Source organism: Streptococcus sp. 449_SSPC (assembly GCF_001073005.1).
Classification (GTDB): Bacteria; Bacillota; Bacilli; order Lactobacillales; family Streptococcaceae; genus Streptococcus; species Streptococcus salivarius_F.
Genome location: NZ_JVGR01000021.1, coordinates 68110 through 88771 on the forward strand (window position 1 = coordinate 68110; position 20662 = coordinate 88771).

Consider the following 20662-nt stretch of genomic DNA (forward strand, 5'->3'; position numbering starts at 1 on the left):
AATAAGAGCTTGGAGTTTTGCTTCAGGCTTTTTGTCTTGCTTTGAAAATTTATTTAGGATAAATATACAAATCATAATATGAAGAAATTATTTTAAATCAGGGAATAGACTAAAGCGATTTTCATAAAAATAACTGAGCAAGATTTTTTGTGACAGGAGTATAGATAACATGAGACTTTTCCTAGCGATAAGAAAGCTTGAAAAAGTGGTGTTTTCAGGAGTTTTTACCACAGTAAAAAGTCTCGTTAGGTATCCACTTAGTTTGAAAAATACACCGAGTCAACTTTCTATCTCTTAGATCTTAACTTCACAGTAGTTTGTTTTTTTTTATAAAATATACAAGAATTTTATTTTTTTACAAAAATATACAAAAAAGGCTTGCATTGTTCTGAATTTTCATGTAGAATAATTTCAAATCTAAATCGTTGAGAGAAAAAGTCTGATCGCTTGACAGAGAATGCGGGAAGCTGAAAACGCATGAGATCAAAGACGACACATTCTTGAGAGCGTATGCGAACTCTGGATGACAGTAGTGTACGACGGGTGGTTCCGTTAGAGACTAGGAGTTACAAGTGAGTCTTTGTGACTTCATGAGGAAGAGGGGGTGACCCCTGTTCGAATTAAGGTGGAACCACGTGCCAACGTCCTTGCAAAAGTTGTTTTTGCGAGGGCGTTTTTTTGTTACCCTTGCTTTAAGGAGATGTAGCTAGCAGTACACTTGGTCGGAGTTGAACAGAAAGGATAAACTATGGAAATCAAAGGATTACGAAAGATTGAACCCTATGTGGCGGGTAGTCAGCCTGCTGAGAAAAATATCATTAAGTTGAATACTAATGAAAATGCCTATGGACCAAGTCCAGCAGTCCATCAAGCTTTAGCCTCCTTTGATGCCCATCAGTTACGCAAGTATTCGACTTTGAATCAAGCGGCTTTGCGTCAAGCCTTATCTGAACAGTTAGGTGTTTCTGCCGATCAAGTGATTATTGGAAATGGGTCAGACGATATTTTGTCAATGGCTTTTCTTGCTTTCTTTAATAGCGAGGAAGAAGTCTTGTTTCCAGATTTGACCTATGGTTTTTACAAGGTATGGGCAGATTTGTATCGCATCCCATTTAGAGAAGTGCCCTTGAACTCTTCATTTGAGATTGATACTCAAGATTATCTGGTTGAAAATGGTGGGATTGTCCTTACTAACCCAAATGCGCCAACAGGTATTTATAAACCTCTCGATCAAATTGAAGAAATCGTAAAGGCCAATCAGTCAGTAGTTGTGATTATTGATGAAGCCTATATTAACTTTGGTGGGGAGACTGCCTTACCTCTTCTAGAAAAGTATGACAATGTGTTTATCACAAGGACCTTTTCTAAGGACGCCTCACTTGCAGGCTTGCGTGTCGGTTATGGCATCGGAAGTCCAAAGCTAATGGCTGTGATCAATGCCGTCAAGAATTCGGTCAATCCCTATAATGTGGATAGCATTGCGGAAGTCTTGGCGACTGCAGCCGTTCAGTCATGGGATTATTATGAAGATAGCTGCGCTAAGATTATGGCCACACGTGACTGGTTTAGTCAAGAATTGCAAGCTATTGGTTTTGATGTGCTTCCTTCAAAAACCAATTTTGTTTTGGTCAAACCGCATGGAGTGACAGCAGGGCAATTGTTTGACTATCTCCAAAGTAAGAAAATTTATGTCCGTTATTTTCCAAAAGTGGAGCGTATTTCAGACAGACTACGCATCTCGATTGGAACTCAGGATGAGATGGAGCGCGTACTAATGACAATACAGGAGTTACAAGCATGAAAAAAACGACATTAGCCTTAGGAATGCACGATAAACTTTTCAAACGTGCCCGTACCATGTATCAGATTGAGCATCGTATCTGTGACTTGTTGATGACAAAGGGTTTCCTTCGAATTGAGACACCAACCTTGGAGCATTTCGAAGTCTTTAGCGACGTTGTGGACAATGGTAACTACAATTTCTTTGATAAAAATGGAGATCTTGTTAGTTTACGTCCTGATATTACCAGCCAAATTGGGCGCGTGATTGCTTCGACGCAAGTTCATACACCGATTAAATTTTCTTACTCTGGAAAAGTCTTTAACTACAATGAGGAGATGCGTGGCCTATCCAATGAGCATACGCAGGCTGGTATTGAGATCATAGGATTCCCCGTTCACCAGGCCATGGAAGAAGCTGTGATATCTGCTAAAGAGGCTCTGGATGCTGCCGGTGTCAAAAATTACAAGTTTGAGTTTTCACATGCTCGCCTCTTGCAACTCATTTTTGAAGAATTAGACCTTCCAGCTGTAAAAGAAGCAGAGTTGGCCGCCTATATCCGTGACAAATCAATCACAGGCCTCAAGGAATTCACCAAAGAAAATCCAAGTCAATATGACAAGGTCTTGGAACAGTTGCCCTTCCTCTTTGGTGAGACCAAGGCTGTTTTGACCAAGGCTAGAGAATTGACAGACAGTGAAGCTTTTTTGACAGCCTTGGATAGTTTGGAAGTCTTAACTAATCGCCTAGCAGATAGTCTCCCAGAGACGACGCTTGATTTGGCTCAATTGCCAGCAGTGCCTTACTACACAGGCATGATGTTTAAAGTCTTTGGTGATAAGGTGCCAGATGCCTTTGTATCTGGTGGCCGTTACGATAAACTGTTTGAACGCTTTGGTGCTACCGAGTTAACAGCGGTTGGTTGGGCGATTGATGTCGATTCGGTCTATCAAGCAGTGCATGATGATGTGGAATTTGGAGGTGACTTGGATGACTAGCAATCAAATCACAATTGCCTTGACCAAGGGACGTATTGAGAAAGATACGGTTAAATTACTAGAAAAAGCTGGCTTTGATATGTCTTTCATGGCTGATAAGGGCCGTAATTTGATTTTTGAGAGTCCTGATAAACGTTTCCGTTTTCTCTTGGTCAAAGCTCCAGATGTGACCACCTATGTTCGACATGGTGTCGCAGATATTGGGATTGTCGGGAAGGATGTTCTGGTTGAACATCCGACAGGCTATTTGGAAATGTTAGACCTTAATTTTGGCCTTTGTAAATTCTCCGTAGCCTCAACAGAAGACTATAATCCTGATGACCATAAACGTAAACGTATTGCGACCAAGTATCCAACCATTGCAACTGATTATTTTAATCAAAAGGGTGAGGATGTCGAGATTATTTCGATTCAAGGGAGCGTTGAGATTGCCCCTGTTATTGGTCTAGCGGATGCCATTGTCGATATTGTGGAAACAGGGAATACCCTTGTTGCCAATGGCTTAAAAGTTTATGAAGATATTTGCAGGATTTCAGCACGAATGATTGTTAATAAGGCTTCTTTGAAAAATAACAAGGAAGTTCTACCATTCATTTGTAAGATTGAATCACTTGTAGGGAACGAGGAGGTACCGTTCGAATGAAACGATTAACTGGAACAAATAAAGAAATTGCAGAGCTTCTTTATCAGGAGCAATTGGAACTGTCAAAAGAAAATAGAGACGTTGAAAGCACGGTTCAAGCCATTATTGAAGACGTTAAAAAACGTGGAGACGAGGCCCTTCGTGACTATTCAGCTAAATTTGATAAGGTTGACTTGACTGATTTTGAAGTTGGACAGGACTTGATTGATCAAGCCTTTAAAGAGATTGATCCAGAGGTTTACCAAGCCCTAGTTAATGCTAAAGAAAACATTGAATCTTATCACAAACATCAGTTGGAAACTGGTTTTGAGGACCAACCAAGTGAGGGTGTTATTCGTGGTCAATTGATTCGTCCTATCAATAGTGTGGGTGTCTATGTGCCTGGAGGAACTGCGGCTTATCCATCGTCAGTTCTTATGAATGTTATTCCTGCTAAAATTGCTGGGGTTAAAGAGATTATTATGATTACGCCGCCTCAAGAGCACTTTGTTCCTGCGATTCTGGTAGCCGCCAAATTGGCTGGTGTGGATAGCATTTACCAAGTTGGTGGGGCTCAAGGGGTTGCGGCTTTGGCCTTTGGTACAGAAACGATTCCAAAGGTGGACAAGATTACAGGTCCCGGAAATATTTTTGTGGCGACTGCTAAGAAGCAAGTTTACGGTATTGTCGGTATTGATATGATTGCAGGACCATCAGAAATTGGTGTTATCGCTGATAGTAGCGCCAATCCAACATACGTGGCAGCCGACCTCTTGTCTCAAGCAGAGCACGACACACGCGCACGCGCCATTTTGGTCACAGATTCTGAAGCCTTGGCTGATGCAGTTGAAAGTGAGATTGAACGTCAACTCAAGCTTTTGCCACGTGAGGCGATTGCTCGTCCATCTATCGAAAATAACGGTCGGATTATTATTGCCAATGATACAGATGCTATGTTTGAACTCATGAACTTGGTTGCGCCAGAACATTTGGAAATTGCTATGGACAACGCCTATGATTATCTAGAAAAAGTGGAGAATGCTGGTTCCGTCTTTCTTGGTCACTTTACCAGTGAACCAATTGGTGACTACTATGCTGGTGCCAATCACGTTCTTCCAACGACAGCAACCAGCCGATTTTCATCAGCTTTAGGTGTGCACGATTTTGTCAAACGTATCCAATATACGCAGTATGACAAAGCAGCAGTCAATGAGGCTCAACACGATATCACAACCTTGGCTTACGCGGAAGGTTTGCAGGCCCACGCTAAGGCTATTGAAGTCAGAAACGACAATAATTGAGAGAGTAGAGGAAGAAGTTATGAGACAAGCAGAAATTGAACGTAATACCTTTGAAACCAAAATTAAGTTAAGCCTCAATTTGGATGCTCAAGAACCAGTAGATATTCAAACAGGTGTCGGATTTTTTGACCACATGTTGACCTTGTTTGCCCGCCACGGTCGTATGTCTTTGGTGGTTAAGGCTGATGGCGACCTTTGGGTTGATAGTCACCACACCGTTGAAGATGTCGGTATTGTCCTTGGTCAAGCTCTTAAAGAGGCCTTGGGCGATAAAGCAGGTATCAACCGTTATGGAACGGCTTTTGTACCTATGGATGAAACCCTCGGAATGGCAAGTTTAGACTTGTCTGGACGTAGCTACTTGGTCTTTGATGCTAGTTTTGATAATCCAAAATTGGGTAATTTTGACACAGAATTGGTAGAAGAATTTTTCCAAGCCTTGGCCTTCAATGTTCAGATGAATCTCCACCTCAAGATTCTCCACGGAAAAAATAATCACCACAAGTCAGAAAGTCTTTTCAAGGCAACAGGACGTGCCTTGCGTGAAGCCATCACAATCAATCCTGACATTCACGGCGTAAACTCGACAAAGGGGATGCTATGATTATCGTCATTGATTACGATGCGGGGAATACTGCAAATGTTCTGCGTGCCCTTGAAAAAATCGGAGTGACTGCAGAATTGTCTGCCGATAAAGAAAAAATTCTAGCTGCAGATGGGTTGATTTTACCTGGTGTAGGTGCTTATCCAACGGCTATGGCAGAGTTGGAGAGAAGAGGTTTGGTAGCTGTTATCAAAGAGGCAGTCGCACAGGGAGTTCCCCTTTTAGGAATTTGTTTAGGCATGCAGATTTTAACAGAAAAAGGACTGGAACATGAAGAAACAGATGGTCTTGGCTTTATTCCAGGTGTCTGCCGTCCTATTCCAGCCAGCAAGGAGCAACCTGTCCCACATATGGGGTGGAATGATTTGGCTGTTAAGCAAGCCAGCCCTTTGACAGATGGTTTAGATGGCCAAGCTGTCTACTTCGTTCACAGTTATTTCACAGATGTCCCTAGCCAATACATTGATGTTACCGCAGATTATAGTATTGAGGTACCAGCCATGATTCATAAAGACAATGTTTATGGGGCTCAATTTCATCCTGAAAAATCAGGGGATATTGGCTTAGGTATTCTTGAAAAGTTTGCAGGGTTATGTAAAGCCTAGAAGCTAGTGAGAGCAAAGACTTTTTAGTTAGAAAGGATGGTAGGGGAGATGCAAATTCTACCAGCAATTGATATTAAGGATGGACAGGCTGTTCGTCTCTTTAAAGGAGATTTCAACCAACAAACCGTTGTCAATCCAGATGTTATTGAGCAGGCAAAGACCTTTAAGGATGCGGGCATTCAATTTATTCATGTCGTCGATTTGGACGGTGCCCTTGATGGTCGTGCCACTAACCGTGACTTGATTGCAGAGGTCAAGAAGGTTTCTGGACTTGGCATCGAAGTTGGTGGCGGTATCCGTACCTTGGAGCAGATTCGTGACTATTTGGCAGTTGGCATCGACCGTATCATTATCGGTTCAATGGCCGTTAAAAATCCTGACTTCGTTCGAGCAGCTTTAGAGGAATTTGGTGCCGATAAAATTGTCGTAGGTATTGATGCCAAGGCAGGGTTTGTCGCTACCGAAGGTTGGTTGGAAACAAGCAATGTAGACTACATCACCTTGGCCAAGGAAATGGAAAAGATGGGCGTAACCCTCTTTGTCTATACAGATGTTGATCGAGATGGCACACTGACAGGACCCAATCTTGATCACTACAAACGTTTGGTATCTGAACTCACGACCGCCAAAGTCATTGCTTCAGGTGGGATTGCAGAAGTAGCTGACTTAAATCACCTACAAGAGATTGGTGTGGCAGGAACCATTGTTGGCAAAGCCTACTATAACGGCAATATCACTCTAGACCAACTCAAGTCTTTCGGAGGTTAATATGCTTAAAAAACGTATTATTCCCTGTTTGGATGTCAAGGATGGCCGTGTCGTCAAGGGGGTTAATTTTGTGAATCTGACAGATGTTGGTGACCCTGTTGATTCTGCGCGTGCTTATTATGAAGCTGGTTGTGACGAACTTGTTTTCTTGGACATCACAGCGACTTCGGATAACCGTGAAACAACGGTTGACATGGTGCGTCGTGTTGCCGATCAAGTCTTTATCCCTTTCACAGTTGGTGGTGGTATCCGTTCAGTTGAAGATATGAACAAGATGCTTAAAGCTGGTGCTGACAAGGTTGCCGTCAATTCCTCAGCCCTTGCCAATCCACAACTAATCGCTGATTGTGCTCAAAAATTTGGGAATCAGTGTGTAGTGGCTGCGATTGATGCGAAAAAGATGGCTGATGGGAGCTGGCATGTCTTTGTGGCAGGTGGCCGTAAGGATACAGGTAGGGACCTCATCCAATGGGCTCGAGAAGTCGTCGCCCTGGGGGCTGGAGAAATTCTCTTAACCAGCATGGACAAGGACGGCACTAAGTCTGGTTTTGATTTGGAAATGCTCAATCGTGTAGCGGAAGTCGTCGATGTTCCGATCATTGCCTCTGGTGGTGCAGGAAATATTGAGGACATTGTAGATGTCTTTGAAAAGACAACAGCGACGGGTGCTCTGGCAGCCTCTATCTTCCACTTTGGTGAGGTAAATATAGGCGAAACCAAACAAGTCTTGGCAAATGCAGGAATTGAGGTGAGACGATGACAGAGGTTAAACTTGATTTTGACAAACAAGACGGACTGGTACCAGTCATTGTGACAGATTACAAGACGGGGCAGGTGCTCATGTTGGCCTATATGAATGAGATGTCCTATCAGTTGACCCTAGAGACCAAACAAATGCATTACTGGAGCCGTTCTCGAAATGAGCTTTGGCATAAAGGTGCCACATCTGGTCATTTCCAACATGTCAAAAGCATCAAGACAGATTGTGATCAGGACACCCTGCTTATCGCTGTGGAACAAGAAGGAGCAGCCTGTCATACAGGAGCCTACAGCTGTTTCTTTACGGATATATATGATGACAATCAAGATAAATAGGAGTAGCTATGTTAGAAACACTTTATAAGGAAGCCTTAGATCGTAAAAAAAATCCCAAAGAAGGATCTTATACCAATTACCTTTTTGACAAGGGGCTAGACAAGATTCTTAAAAAGGTTGGCGAAGAAGCGACAGAAGTTGTGATTGGAGCCAAAAATGCTGATAAAGAAGAAATTGCCAACGAGACAGCAGACGTCCTCTACCACCTAGCAGTCATGCTCGTTGAAACAGGGGTTAGCCCTGAGGACGTTGAAGCCGTTCTTAAAGCTCGTCAAGGCAAACAAAGCAATGTCCATGACCGAAAGGAAGTAACAGATTATTGAGGATTATCTCAACCGATTTGAACCAAGATGAAAAGTCTGAAGTGATGCTTCGGGCTTTTTTGCTAGAGAAATCTTTTTCAACAAAACAAATACTATTTCTAAGCATCTTTTAATTAAAAAAACATTGTATTATAGAGGATTTTATGGTATTTTTTGAATATATTTTGTAGTAGTTAGATTTATTAAAAAGAAAAAAGAGAACCAATTATGAAAAAAATTTATTTTGTATTATTTTTGTTTGTAATGTTATTAGTTCCTATTTTGAATGTTGAGACTGAAGAAAAAACAATATACGATGGTTCGAATGTTCAAAAAACAGATAATAATTATGATAATGCTGAACAAGTCAAAGTAGGAGACAGGCAACAAGGATGGACACTCGGTGATTTTATTGTATCTGATTATTCATCACGCTTGTCGGATTCATCAGGAAATGATATTTTTTTAAAAAAAATTGGTGATAAAATAACACTCTCTTTTGATTTACAACAAAATATCAAGAAATTGAATAATAATGAAAATTTTCAAATTGCATCTATAAAAAATGCAAATCTTGTAAATCCGACGCTAAAAGGAAAAATTAACGGTTTAGGTACATTGGTAGTTCAAATGAAAGAACCATCCGGTAAACTTGAAAAAGCGAAGGTTTATAAAAACTATTTGTCGGGTGTTAATAAAAATGCAAATACTGAGGTAATTACCTTAGAAGAGGGAGATTATCATGCAGTATTATGTTATGCAATTGATGATACCTCTTTTCTTGGAGATATCTTAAATCGCCATCAGTACTATCGGATAGATTATAATTTTAAAATTAGAAATGGGAATGCCAATGCTTTTATTAAGGATATTTCGACAAAAAGTGAGTTAGAAGATGGAGCAACTACTACAAATGGTTTCACAATTGATACTGCTAACTCAAAATACTTAAATATTCAAATTGTAAAAACTAATCAAGATGGCAAAGTAGTAAAGAATGTTCCCTACAAGTCTGGGGAATCAATTGATGATGAAGGAAAATATGAAATTTCAATTACTACAGACTACTCAAATATTGCAACCAAGAAAACAATTTATGTGAAAAAAAAATCTGTGACAAAAACAGTAAAAAAAGAAGTGACAGTCGGTCCCCGTAAAAACGAAAGTTCAATAAAAAAGCATATTCTGCATATTGTTCTTCTAATCACAGCTGTAAGTTGTATTACTGTAAGGTATAAGAGTAAAAGAAATGAAAAAGAATAATTTACTGAAAAAAACGATTTATATAATATCAATACTCATCTTATTATTACCAGCGTTGTCTGCATGTAGTTCTAAAAAATTAAATGAGAATAATAGGAATCGTATTGATCTGGAGACGACTAAGGTCAATATGTCTGAGGTTTCATATCTTGTACAGGAGTCACTTGATTCTTCGGAATATCCAGTTTTGGTTGAAGATGTTGCTATCCAATACATGTCAAAAGAGTATTATGAGGAGTTAGAGTTTAATTCCCAAGAAAATGTATATTTTGGATACACAGATAAAAAGTTATTAGAGATGTTTGATACATCTGAATATAGTTTCACAGTTAATCAGTTAGGAACAACAGTTGCAGAGTTAGATCCACTTCCTTTTGATACTAAAGTATTTGAAAAGTCAATAAAAAATGTTGCAGTAGGGAGTGGAGTTATTATTGTATGTGCTTCAATTTCGGTTGTATTATCTGGTGGAGCAACAACTCCAATGGCCGTTATGATGGTTGTTGGAGAGACGGCATCAGAAGCAGCTATTGCAGCTGCCATATCGGGTGTCGTTACTGCCGGAGTATCTAAAATAAATGGAAAAAATAATACTGAGATTCTTGAAGATAGTATGTTAGCTTCTTCAGAAGCTTTTAAATATTCTGCTTTTTTCTCAGGAGCTAGTAAGGTATTAACAAGTAGCAAGAAGTTTATTTCAACAAGGAGATATCCTAAGGGAGATGTGGAAATAACTCCAGAAAATGCTACAAAGTTTGGAGGAACTTACGGAGACTTATTTAAAAAATTAAAAAATAAGTTAAAAAGTAATGGTTTAGAGATTCATCATATTCCTGCCAATGCTGCTAGCGAAGAGACTATTATGTCAAGAAAGAATGGCCCTGCTATTGTGATGACAAAAGAAGATCACCAAAAGACAGCAAGTTATGGCGCATCAGCAGCTGCAAAACAATATCGTGAGAAACAAGCTGAGTATATAAAAAATAAGGACTGGAAAAAAGCGTTTGATATGGATGTAAAGGACATTCGTACGAAGTTTGGCACTAAATATAATAAAGCCATTTCACTTGCAGAAAAAGCTGCAAAGGAGAATGGATTATGGAATTAAAAATACTGGAGAATAATTCTCCAGTATTTTGTTTTAGAGTAATCCTGACAAGCTTGTTTCTCGAACCACCATGAGAAAGCGCTTTAAAATGCCATGATAGGAGTGAAGGAAGCTCGTTTTATTTGAAGGATTTGGTGTGCTTATTTATACAAATCATTGAGGAAAGGAAGGATGTACTATGAAGAAAAATACTCCTAATATTTTAAAGCTTTCTTGCTTAGCTATTCTCCTCCTCTGTTCTATTCTTTTAGTTGGTTGTAAAGTTGTACTGCCAAATTCTTACTTCAAGGCTAGGGAAAAAACGCAAAAGATCTTGGCTCATAATGGTTTTAAGGGAAAGGTCCAAGTTAAGCTTATCAAAAAGGTGTTTCTAGATTCAGATGGTATTTATGTCGATTATATCTATTCAGAAGAAACCTACGATAATCAAACTATATCATTAGATGGACAGATTACTTTTAACCTGGACTGGACAGTTGTTCGTGAGGAATATAAGACTCCTGGCCTTTACTCGCAAACCTATTTACAACAAAAATCTGTAAAAAAAGAAGAGCAAAAACTCTTCAAGGAGCTTAAAAAGCAATCGTTAGGCCTTGATATCGAAGATTTCTCCTTCAGTGATAATACTTTGATAGATCAAGAAGCTAATAATCGTAAAGCTCATTTAGCTGAAGAAAACCGTAAAAATGGGAAGAATGATTTTTATGGCTATTATCAAATTCCCTACCAAACAATGATTGATGAACACCTTGTCACTATGAGAATAGAAGTAGGCGATACAGAAAATACTAGTAAGAAAGATTTAGAAGAGGCAGTAACTAAACTGGATGCTAGCAAGCTACCAGACGGAGAGTACGAATTTTATTTTTTCACAACTGATGAAGATAGTAGTGATTATAACAAGGACAAGTACATCCACTACACTTTTAACGTACAAGATGGTAAGGTTATCCCATATGAATATGATTAGCAGATATTTTACTTTCTGCCGATAATCTAGCATGTCATACTAGGGTATTAGAAGTGAGGGTTATAGCTAAGTGAAAATGTTAACCTCAAAACATGCAAAAACATCTCCAAAAACTAGTCGGAGATGTCTTTTTGTCTTACAAATTCTTTTTCTTTTTAGCTTTTTTTGTTAGAGCCAGGTCACAATTTTTAATACTTGAGATAAGGTGATTCGTCAATTGGAAGTCATCCACTTGGGGATTCAAGTCCACTTCGTAGACCAGTTGCATGGTCTCACCCCCACCTGTGGTGTTAAGGGAAATCAGGTCGCATTCGCTTGTGAAATTGAGCAAGGTTTTAGTGATTTTTTGGTCAATCAAGTCTTGGTAAGGGACGTTAATGGTCAGGAGCCTACGACGTTGGTTGTCGGTACGACTTTGACGATTTTCCAAAAGAAGCCAAACAGCCAAAAGGAAGATGGTAAAGAGGACAGCCAGTAAGAGATAGCCTGTCCCAGATGCCAGACCAATAATCATGGCCATAAAGACAGCAATCAGCTCCCTGGAACCACTGGTAGCTGAACGAAAACGAATGAGGCTAAAGGTCCCAGCCACGGCGATAGAGGTCCCCAAACTCCCATTGACAAGGAAGATAACCAGGGTCATCAAACATGGAAGTAGGGTCAAACTAATGACAAATTCTCTGGTGTAGAGGGTTCGGTATTTATAAGTCCAGGTCAAGGCCAAACCTAAAACTAGGCTGACCAGTAAGGCCAGCATGAGTTGAAGAGGACTAGCGGTTGCGGTCGCATCATTAAAGATAGAATTGAAGAGATTAGACATAGGCAGCAGCTCCTTTTTCTTGTGCTGGACGTGGTCCATAGTCTAGACCTTGAGACTTATGATAGGCACAGCTGTATTTTGAGAATTTCTGCTCTTCCAAACCATGTTTGTCTAAGATAGTTTGAAGCCAGTCAGGCTTTTTGCCAGGTGCCTTGATTTCCATGATAATCGTATCTTCATCAAGAAGGGGAAAACCATGATTTCCCTTAAAGAGACTGACGTCTTCATCACGGTAAGTCAAATTTTGGTCAAGGGTAACACGAACTTTATTGTAGGCATAGCCTTCGATAGTCTCTTTTTCTTTCATCGAAAAACGGTCGTAGTAGATATACATACGAGGTTTAAGTCCCTCATCATAGCGTTGACGTAAGTGGTGGATATCCTGTAATAGCTGGCGGTCAGTGATTTGACCATGATTCTTACCGTCTGTCATCAAGTTAGTGATGACAAGCGGAGTTGAAACGAGACGAAACTTATGACCGATTCCTTCATCATCTTTGGCTTTAACCTCTAAAAAGACCTTACTATCAATTTTGGGATTGGCTAGGTAGGTACGCATGCGGATTTTCTCTTGACGGTGATTACCATCTAGGGCATCTTGGATGACGTCAAAATTATCCGTATCAAAGTAAATATTTGAAATGGTAGATGTCGGATAATCATCCTCTACCAAATACTCCTTAAGATCAGTGAGCAGGTCCTCAAGGTTTTCCTTTGAGACCACATATTTTGTTTCAATACGTTTAAAACGTGTTTCCAATTGTTTAACCATGAAAAAACTCCTTTTTTAGATAAGATACAAAGCCGTAAAGCAACTCCCAGGAAAATAGGGGGACCAGCCGAAGGAGTTTATCTCCAAGCAGGGCCCATCTTTTTCCCCCGAGTTGTAGGCGTGTTCAATTAGATAAGATACAAAGCCGTGAAGCAACTCCCAGGAAAATAGGGAATTTGTTGCAGGAACATCTGTTTTCAAACAGTCGACTTATTGTTTTAATTCTTTTTTACAATAGAAAAGTTGATCGCAAATGTACTATTTCTATAAAGCACTTACTTGCTTGCCTATTAGTCTATGGGACTTTTCTGAAAGTTTTCCTAAGCTAAACTTTCACCAAACTTAACTTAAGATAAGTTTTAGTTAACCTTTAGAAATGTTTTAGCTAAGTCCCGTAAACTGTAATCATCCAAACGAACCCGAGAGGAAAAAATATGAAATTAAAAAAACTAAAAAAATGGACGACTTTATTGACCTGTGCGACTGCCCTAACAGTAATGACAGCTTGTAGTCAATCAAGCAGTCAAGCAACTGGGACGATGTCAAGCTCAAAAACAAGTGCTGTAACAGCAACGACTAGTAAGAAAACAAATAAGAACAACAGCAACTATTTTACTTCTAAAGATTCTGATACCTCTTATAATGAAAGCTCAGCTACTAAGATTAAGTTATCAGGCTCATCTGCAGATGTTTCAGGTGATGGTGCAGCCCTATCAGGTTCAACCGTAACCATCTCCAAAGCTGGGACCTACGTCATTTCAGGAAAATCCGACGGTGTGCAAATCAAGGTAGACGCTGGTGATTCAGACGATGTCCATATTGTTTTAGATGGCGTTACCATGACAAATACAAATGCAGCAATCAACGCCACAAAAGCTGGTCATGTCTATCTGACCCTCAAAGATGGCACCACAAGCACCCTCTCTGATTCAAGTTCTAATAGTGATGAAGATGCGGATGCCGTGATTTTCTCTAAAGGAGATTTGACCATTAACGGTTCAGGTACTCTTAACATTGATGCCAAGAAAAATAACGGTATTAAAGCCAATGACAGCCTTCATATGACTGGTGGTACCTATAAGATTACCTCAGTTGGTGATGCCTTCAATGTCAATGATGAACTCAACATCACGGGAACAACCATGACCATTGAGGCTGAGGAAGATGCTGTTAAGGTCGACAATGATGACGACACTTCAGCAGGTACCATGTATCTATCTGACAATACCATGACCATCAAGGCAGGTGATGATGGTATCCATGCTTCTGGTGACCTGATTATTGATAGCGGTACTTACAAGGTTGAAAAATCAACTGAAGGTATCGAAGGTAAATCTGTGACTATAAATGGTGGAAATATAGATGTCTATGCAACGGACGATGGTGTTAATGCCGCCAATGCTAATGCCAGTCAAAGTGAGATTTTCTTCAAGATGACCGGTGGAACCCTAAATGTTGAGGTTGGCCAGGGCGATACCGACCCAATTGATTCTAACGGCGATATTATTGTATCGGGTGGAACAATCAATTTGACTGGTCAGTCTGGCTTTGACTTCGATGGTTCAGCGACCTATACCGGTGGTGACATTACTATCAATGGTGAGAAACAAACTAAGATTGAAAACTCAATGCCTGGCGGCGGTGGTCCCCAAGATGGAGGACAAACAGGTGGCTTTAGCGGAGGACACTAAAGAGTCATAGGATGAAACAGAAAGGAAGTACCTATGTATATTATTATTCCAGCTTATGAACCAGATATACGACTGATCCAGGTGGTTCAAGATATTACCATAAAACTCCCAACAGCCCGTATTATTGTCGTTAATGATGGAAGTGGCCCAGACTATGGCGACTATTATGACGAAACAGCCCTCTTCGGGGCAACCGTCCTAAGTCATCCGGTCAATAAGGGTAAAGGAGCAGCTCTCAAGACTGCTTTCGCTTATATTCAAGAAGAAGTGGTTAGCCAACATCTATCAGCTCAGCCTATTGTCACAGTTGACAGTGATGGTCAGCATTTGATTAAGGATATTGTCCGTGTTGCCAAGGCAACCGAGAATAATCCAAGCCATCTTATCTTAGGTGCGCGTGCCTTTGTTGGTAAGGTACCAGCACGTAGTCGCATCGGCAACAAGGTGACTGCAGGGCTCTTCCATCTGGTAACTGGTCAGAAGGTAACAGATACTCAGACAGGACTTCGAGGCATGTCAACCGACCTGATTCCATGGCTTCTTAACCTGGACGGCAATCGTTTCGAGTATGAGTTTAATATGCTACTTGAAGCCAAAAAATCAGGCCACCAAATCTCTGAAGTCCCTATTGAAACCGTTTATCTGGAGGAAAATAAAAGTTCGCACTTTCGGCCCATTCGTGATTCCATCCGTATTTACAGCCCTTTTTTAAAGTTCTCTGGCACGGCCGTCTTGGCCTCAGTCATTGATGCAACAGCCTTATTTGTGCTCTTTGCCTTGACGAAGAATCTGCTCCTTTCGGTCGTGCTAGCTCGTGTGATTTCGGCTTCCAGCCAGTGTTTGCTGAACGCCAATGTGGTCTTCAATCCGACAAGCTCTCTCTTTAGATCGAGTGTTCGCTACTTTATGTTGGTCCTGGTCCTCTTGGCCTGTAACTATTTTTTACTTAGTAGTCTAGTTGCCATTGGTTTAGGACTAGTTCTGGCAAAATTGGTTACAGAAACTTTGCTCTTTTTAGTCAGCTATCGGGTTCAACATAACGTGGTTTTTGCTTAATAGCTGACTTGAAAACTGCCAACTGATTGAATTGAGATAGCTAATTAAATTACCTCTAAAACCTTTCCTAAAAAATATTAAAAACTACTGTTTTCTATATTCGGTAGTTTTTAATATTTATCGAAATGTTGTTCAATTTACATTATGATTAAAAAGTTAAAAGGGCTGATAAAGTTTCCAAATGCTTAAAAAAAATATGCTATAATGAAATTGTTTGAATTATGTAGATTTTTATTCAAACGAGGAAAATGAAAAGAGGACCTAAAATGGGAAAAAAGGTACATTACAAGCTTCACAAAGTTAAGAAGCAATGGGTGACGATTGCCGTCACTTCGGCAGCACTTGCCTCTATTGTAGGTGGTGCTACAGTAGCTAATCAAAAGGTTTCAGCCGATGAAGCAACTCAACCAGTTGCTTCTACGACAGCTGAAAGCGATGTTGTGGTTGAAACACATGAAGTAGCGGCTCCAGCAGCAACTGCTACGACAGATGCAGCAGCAACAACAAATGACAAGGCAGCTGATACTGCAACTGTCGCAACTCCTGCGGCAGCAACGACTACAACTGATACAACTACTAATACAGCAGCACCAACGACAACTGATCGTGCAGCAGTAGCAAATGGTGCGACAACAGAAACACCAGCTGCAGCAGCGACAGATGTGACACTCACAGTAGCTGAACAACCGAAATCTGGTGTTACAGAAAAAGAAGAAACAGCAGCCCTCTCTTTGGACAACATTAAACAAGTTGATGGTAAGTACTACTATGTCAAAGAAGATGGTTCATACAAAACAAACTTTGCTGTTTCAGTTAATGGCCAGTTGCTTTACTTCGGTAAAGACGGTGCTTTGACAAGCACATCAACACACTCATTCACACCGGGTACAACTAATCTAGTTGATGCTTTCTCTTCACATAACCGTGCTTACGATTCTAAGAAAGAAAGCTTCGAGTTGGTAGATGGGTACTTGACACCAAACAGCTGGTACCGTCCAGTTACTATTTTGGAAAATGGTGAAAAATGGCGTGTATCAACTGAGAAAGACTTCCGTCCACTTTTGATGGCATGGTGGCCTGATGTAGATACACAAGTTGCCTACCTCAATACTTTCTCTAAACACTTTAACCTTAACGCAACTTATTCAACTAGCCAAAGTCAATCTGAATTGAATGCAGCTGCTAAGACAATTCAAATTAAGATTGAACAAGAAATTTCAGCTAAAAAATCAACTGAATGGCTTCGTCAAGCAATTGAGTCTTTTGTAAAAGAACAAGACCAGTGGAATACTACAACTGAAAACTATACCCTTGCTGACCACCTTCAAGGGGGAGCTCTTCTTTATGTCAATAGTGATAAGACACCTTGGGCAAATTCCGATTACCGTTTGCTTAACCGTACACCAAGTAACCAAGATGGTTCTCTAAATGGTACAGGAAGATACTTGGGTGGTTATGAATTCCTACTTGCCAATGACGTTGATAACTCAAACCCAGTTGTGCAAGCTGAGCAGTTGAACCAAATTCACTATCTTGTGAACTGGGGATCAATTGTTATGGGTGATAAGGATGCTAACTTTGATGGTATCCGTGTTGATGCAGTTGATAATGTTGATGCAGACCTTCTCCAAGTTTATACAAACTACTTCCGCGCAGCCTTTGGTGTGGATAAATCTGAAGCTAATGCACTCGCTCACATTTCTATCCTTGAAGCTTGGGATTTAAATGATAATGATTATAATCAAAAACATGATGGTGCAGCCCTTGCCATGGATAATAACCTTCGTTATGCAATTATGGGTGCACTTTATGGTTCGGGCTCTTCATTGAAAGATTTGATTACTAGCAGTTTGACAGACCGTACAAATAATAGTAAGTATGGAGATACACAAGCTAACTATATCTTTGCGCGTGCTCATGATAACCTTGTTCAAGATATCATTCGTGATATTGTTCAAAAAGAAATCAATCCAAAATCAGATGGTTATACCATGACTGATGCTGAATTGAAACGTGCCTTTGAAATCTATAATGAAGATATGAAGAAGGCAGAAAAACGTTATACTATTAACAATATTCCAGCCGCCTATGCTTTGATTCTTCAAAATATGGAGCAGGTAACTCGTGTTTATTATGGAGATCTTTATACGGATAACGGCCAATATATGGCTACCAAGTCTCCTTACTACGATGCTATCACAACACTCTTGAAGAACCGTATGAAATATGTTTCAGGTGGACAATCGATGAAAGTCGACACGTTCAATGGAAAAGAAATCTTGTCATCTGTTCGTTACGGTAAAGATATTATGACTGCTGACCAAACTACGGGTGTAGCAGAAACAAGTAAACATTCTGGTATGTTGACCCTTATTGCCAATAATCAGGATTTCTCATTGGGTGATGGTACTTTGAAAGTTAACATGGGTAAACTTCATGCTAACCAAGCCTACCGTCCATTACTTCTTGGTACTGATAAGGGAATTGTCACTTACGAGAATGATGCAGCTGCAGCTGGAAAAATTAAATACACTGATGCTGAAGGGAACTTGACTTTTAGTGGAGATGAAATTAAGGGGTATCGAACTGTTGATATGAGAGGTTATCTTGGTGTATGGGTACCAGTAGGTGCACCTGATAACCAAGATATCCGTGTTAAAGGTTCAGATAAGAAACTTGACAAGACATTTTCTGCTACTGAAGCATTGGACTCACAAGTTATCTATGAAGGTTTCTCAAACTTCCAAGATTTTGTTGAAAAAGATAGCCAATATACTAATAAATTGATTGCAGAAAATGCAGAACTCTTCAAGTCATGGGGAATCACATCATTCGAGATGGCTCCTCAATTTGTATCGGCTGATGACCGTACCTTCCTTGATTCTGTTATCCAAAATGGCTATGCCTTTACTGACCGATATGACCTTGCCATGAGTAAGAATAACAAATATGGTTCTAAAGAAGATCTTCGTGATGCCCTTAAGGCGCTTCACAAGCAAGGTATTCAAGCAATTGCTGACTGGGTTCCAGATCAACTTTACCAATTGCCAGGACAAGAAGTGGTAACAGCAACACGTGCAAATAGTTATGGTACTCCAAAGGCCAATGCTTATATCAATAACACTTTATATGTTGCAAATTCTAAATCATCAGGTAAGGACTTCCAAGCTCAATATGGTGGTGAGTTCCTTGATGAGCTCCAAAAGAAATATCCACAGTTGTTTGAAGATGTGATGATATCAACTGGTAAGAAGATTGATCCATCTGTTAAAATCAAGCAATGGTCTGCTAAGTACATGAATGGTACTAATATCCTTGGTCGTGGTAATCGTTATGTTCTCAGCAACGATGCTACTGGTCGCTATTATCAAGTTACTGATAATGGCATCTTCTTGCCAAAACCTTTGACAGACCAAGGTGGTAAGACAGGTTTCTACTATGATGGTAAGGGTATGGCCTACTTTGATAATAGTGGTTTCCAAGCTAAGAATGCTTTCATTAAATATGCTGGAAATTACTATTACTTCGATAAAGAAGGTTATATGTTAACTGGTCGTCAAGATATCGATGGTAAGACTTATTTCTTCTTGCCAAACGGTATCCAGCTTCGTGATTCTATTTATCAACAGGATGGTAAATATTATTACTTTGGTAGCTTTGGTGAGCAGTACAAAAATGGTTACTTTGTATTCGATGTACCGAAAGAAGGTACTTCAGAAACAGAAGCTAAATTCCGTTATTTCTCACCAACTGGAGAAATGGCTGTTGGCTTGACTCATGCTGGTGGAGGATTGCAATACTTTGATAAAAATGGCTTCCAAGCTAAAGGTACTAAGTATGTTACTCCAGACGGAAAACTCTACTTCTTCGATAAAAATTCAGGTAATGCCTACACAAATCGTTGGGCTGAAATCGATGGTATCTGGTATGAATTCAATGATCAAGGCTATGCACAAGCTAAGAAGGGTGAATTCTACACAACAGATGGCTCAACATGGTTCTACCGTGATGCAGCTGGTAAAAATGTGACAGGTGCCCTTACTTTGGATGGTCACGAATACTACTTCCGTGCAAATGGTGCCCAAGTTAAAGGTGAATTTGTTACTGAAAATGGCAAGATTAGCTACTACACTGTAGATAATGGTTACAAGGTTAAAGACAAGTTCTTCGAAGTAAACGGTAAGTGGTACCATGCTGATAAGGATGGTAACCTCGCCACAGGTCGTCAAACCATTGACCACCTTAACTATTATTTCAATGCTGATGGAAGCCAAGTTAAATCTGATTTCTTCACTCTTGATGGTGGTAAGACATGGTACTACGCCAAAGATAATGGTGAAATCGTGACAGGTGCGTATAGCGTTGGTGGTAAAAACTATTACTTCAAAGAAGATGGTAGCCAAGTTAAAGGTGACTTTGTGAAGAATGCTGACGGATCACTCTCTTACTATGATAAAGATTCAGGTGAGCGTCTTAATAACCGTTTCTTGACAACTGGAAATAATGTTTGGTACTACTTCAAAGATGGTAAGGCTGTAACAGGACGTCAAAATATCGATGGTAAAGAGTATTACTTTGATAAATTAGGACGTCAAGTTAAAGGTAGCCCAATCAGTACACCAAAAGGAGTAGAATACTACGAATCAGTTCTTGGAGAACGTGTGACAAACACTTGGATTACCTTCCAAGATGGTAAGACTGTCTTCTTCGATGAAAATGGTTATGCTGATTTTGATAAATAATCAATCAATCTAATCTTAATCTGAGAGATTAAGTGAAAAACGATATGATTTGACATGAATTTATAGGTGAAATTTCTTGAAAACGAGAATCGTTTAAAGAAATTTTGCCTTTTTTTGAGCCCGAAAGAAAAAAATCTGACAAATATCAATTTTGAGTCAGAAAGG

Annotated in this window: 18 protein-coding genes; 16 read left to right on the forward strand and 2 right to left on the reverse strand. The window is 39.9% G+C overall.

The window, feature by feature from the left end:
- The first annotated feature begins 748 nt into the window (after window positions 1–748).
- The 13 genes from hisC to ADH51_RS03910 all read left to right on the forward strand — a co-directional run bounded on the left by hisC (window position 749) and on the right by ADH51_RS03910 (window position 11416).
- On the forward strand, window positions 749–1801 hold the full coding sequence (gene hisC, locus ADH51_RS03850) for a histidinol-phosphate transaminase (RefSeq protein WP_048674518.1): 1053 nt from the start codon (window positions 749–751) through the stop codon (window positions 1799–1801).
- Window positions 1798–2778, forward strand: a complete 981-nt coding sequence (locus tag ADH51_RS03855) for an ATP phosphoribosyltransferase regulatory subunit (protein ID WP_048674521.1) — start codon at window positions 1798–1800, stop codon at window positions 2776–2778. Before hisC ends, ADH51_RS03855 begins: the two co-directional genes overlap by 4 nt.
- Window positions 2771–3421: an ATP phosphoribosyltransferase gene (gene hisG, locus ADH51_RS03860; protein ID WP_002883998.1), complete on the forward strand. Its 651-nt coding sequence runs from the start codon at window positions 2771–2773 to the stop codon at window positions 3419–3421. Before ADH51_RS03855 ends, hisG begins: the two co-directional genes overlap by 8 nt.
- A complete protein-coding gene (hisD, locus tag ADH51_RS03865; protein ID WP_048674524.1) occupies window positions 3418–4701 on the forward strand; it encodes a histidinol dehydrogenase in 1284 nt (427 codons plus the stop codon). Before hisG ends, hisD begins: the two co-directional genes overlap by 4 nt.
- Before the next feature lie 19 nt (window positions 4702–4720).
- Window positions 4721–5305: an imidazoleglycerol-phosphate dehydratase HisB gene (hisB, locus tag ADH51_RS03870; RefSeq protein ID WP_048674527.1), complete on the forward strand. Its 585-nt coding sequence runs from the start codon at window positions 4721–4723 to the stop codon at window positions 5303–5305.
- Complete coding sequence (gene hisH / locus ADH51_RS03875) at window positions 5302–5910, forward strand: imidazole glycerol phosphate synthase subunit HisH (protein ID WP_002884066.1); 609 nt, start codon at window positions 5302–5304, stop codon at window positions 5908–5910. The genes hisB and hisH overlap by 4 nt, the downstream gene beginning before the upstream one ends.
- 48 nt (window positions 5911–5958) lie before the next feature.
- A complete protein-coding gene (gene hisA / locus ADH51_RS03880) occupies window positions 5959–6678 on the forward strand; it encodes a 1-(5-phosphoribosyl)-5-[(5-phosphoribosylamino)methylideneamino]imidazole-4-carboxamide isomerase (RefSeq protein WP_048674532.1) in 720 nt (239 codons plus the stop codon).
- 1 nt (window position 6679) lies between these two features.
- The gene (gene hisF, locus ADH51_RS03885; RefSeq protein ID WP_048674535.1) at window positions 6680–7438 is read left to right on the forward strand and encodes an imidazole glycerol phosphate synthase subunit HisF; all 759 of its coding nucleotides are present in this window, start codon (window positions 6680–6682) and stop codon (window positions 7436–7438) included.
- The gene (gene hisI / locus ADH51_RS03890) at window positions 7435–7773 is read left to right on the forward strand and encodes a phosphoribosyl-AMP cyclohydrolase (RefSeq protein WP_048674539.1); all 339 of its coding nucleotides are present in this window, start codon (window positions 7435–7437) and stop codon (window positions 7771–7773) included. Before hisF ends, hisI begins: the two co-directional genes overlap by 4 nt.
- Window positions 7774–7781: 8 nt before the next feature.
- Window positions 7782–8096 (forward strand): phosphoribosyl-ATP diphosphatase, encoded by a 315-nt coding sequence (hisE, locus tag ADH51_RS03895; RefSeq protein WP_002884043.1) that lies wholly within the window; start codon window positions 7782–7784, stop codon window positions 8094–8096.
- Between the two features lie 207 nt (window positions 8097–8303).
- The gene (locus ADH51_RS03900; protein WP_048674544.1) at window positions 8304–9338 is read left to right on the forward strand and encodes a hypothetical protein; all 1035 of its coding nucleotides are present in this window, start codon (window positions 8304–8306) and stop codon (window positions 9336–9338) included.
- Window positions 9325–10446 (forward strand): hypothetical protein, encoded by a 1122-nt coding sequence (locus tag ADH51_RS03905; protein ID WP_048674547.1) that lies wholly within the window; start codon window positions 9325–9327, stop codon window positions 10444–10446. The genes ADH51_RS03900 and ADH51_RS03905 overlap by 14 nt, the downstream gene beginning before the upstream one ends.
- A gap of 178 nt (window positions 10447–10624) precedes the next feature.
- The gene (locus ADH51_RS03910) at window positions 10625–11416 is read left to right on the forward strand and encodes a hypothetical protein (RefSeq protein WP_065427694.1); all 792 of its coding nucleotides are present in this window, start codon (window positions 10625–10627) and stop codon (window positions 11414–11416) included.
- Window positions 11417–11552: 136 nt separating this feature from the next.
- Here the strand turns inward: ADH51_RS03910 and ADH51_RS03915 are convergent, their stop codons facing one another.
- Together ADH51_RS03915 and ADH51_RS03920 are read right to left on the reverse strand one after the other, a co-directional pair.
- Window positions 11553–12236, reverse strand: a complete 684-nt coding sequence (locus ADH51_RS03915) for a DUF4956 domain-containing protein (protein ID WP_002884056.1) — start codon at window positions 12234–12236, stop codon at window positions 11553–11555.
- Complete coding sequence (locus ADH51_RS03920) at window positions 12229–13008, reverse strand: polyphosphate polymerase domain-containing protein (protein WP_002884127.1); 780 nt, start codon at window positions 13006–13008, stop codon at window positions 12229–12231. The genes ADH51_RS03915 and ADH51_RS03920 overlap by 8 nt, the downstream gene beginning before the upstream one ends.
- A gap of 434 nt (window positions 13009–13442) precedes the next feature.
- On the opposite strand from ADH51_RS03920, the gene ADH51_RS03925 reads away from it, so the two are divergent.
- From ADH51_RS03925 to ADH51_RS03935, 3 genes are all read left to right on the forward strand, one after another.
- Window positions 13443–14699, forward strand: coding sequence for a carbohydrate-binding domain-containing protein (locus ADH51_RS03925; RefSeq protein ID WP_048674550.1), 1257 nt, complete (start codon window positions 13443–13445; stop codon window positions 14697–14699).
- Between the two features lie 33 nt (window positions 14700–14732).
- Window positions 14733–15755 (forward strand): glycosyltransferase, encoded by a 1023-nt coding sequence (locus ADH51_RS03930; protein ID WP_048674553.1) that lies wholly within the window; start codon window positions 14733–14735, stop codon window positions 15753–15755.
- 266 nt (window positions 15756–16021) lie between these two features.
- On the forward strand, window positions 16022–20497 hold the full coding sequence (locus ADH51_RS03935) for a glycoside hydrolase family 70 protein (protein WP_048674557.1): 4476 nt from the start codon (window positions 16022–16024) through the stop codon (window positions 20495–20497).
- The last annotated feature ends 165 nt before the right edge of the window (window positions 20498–20662 follow it).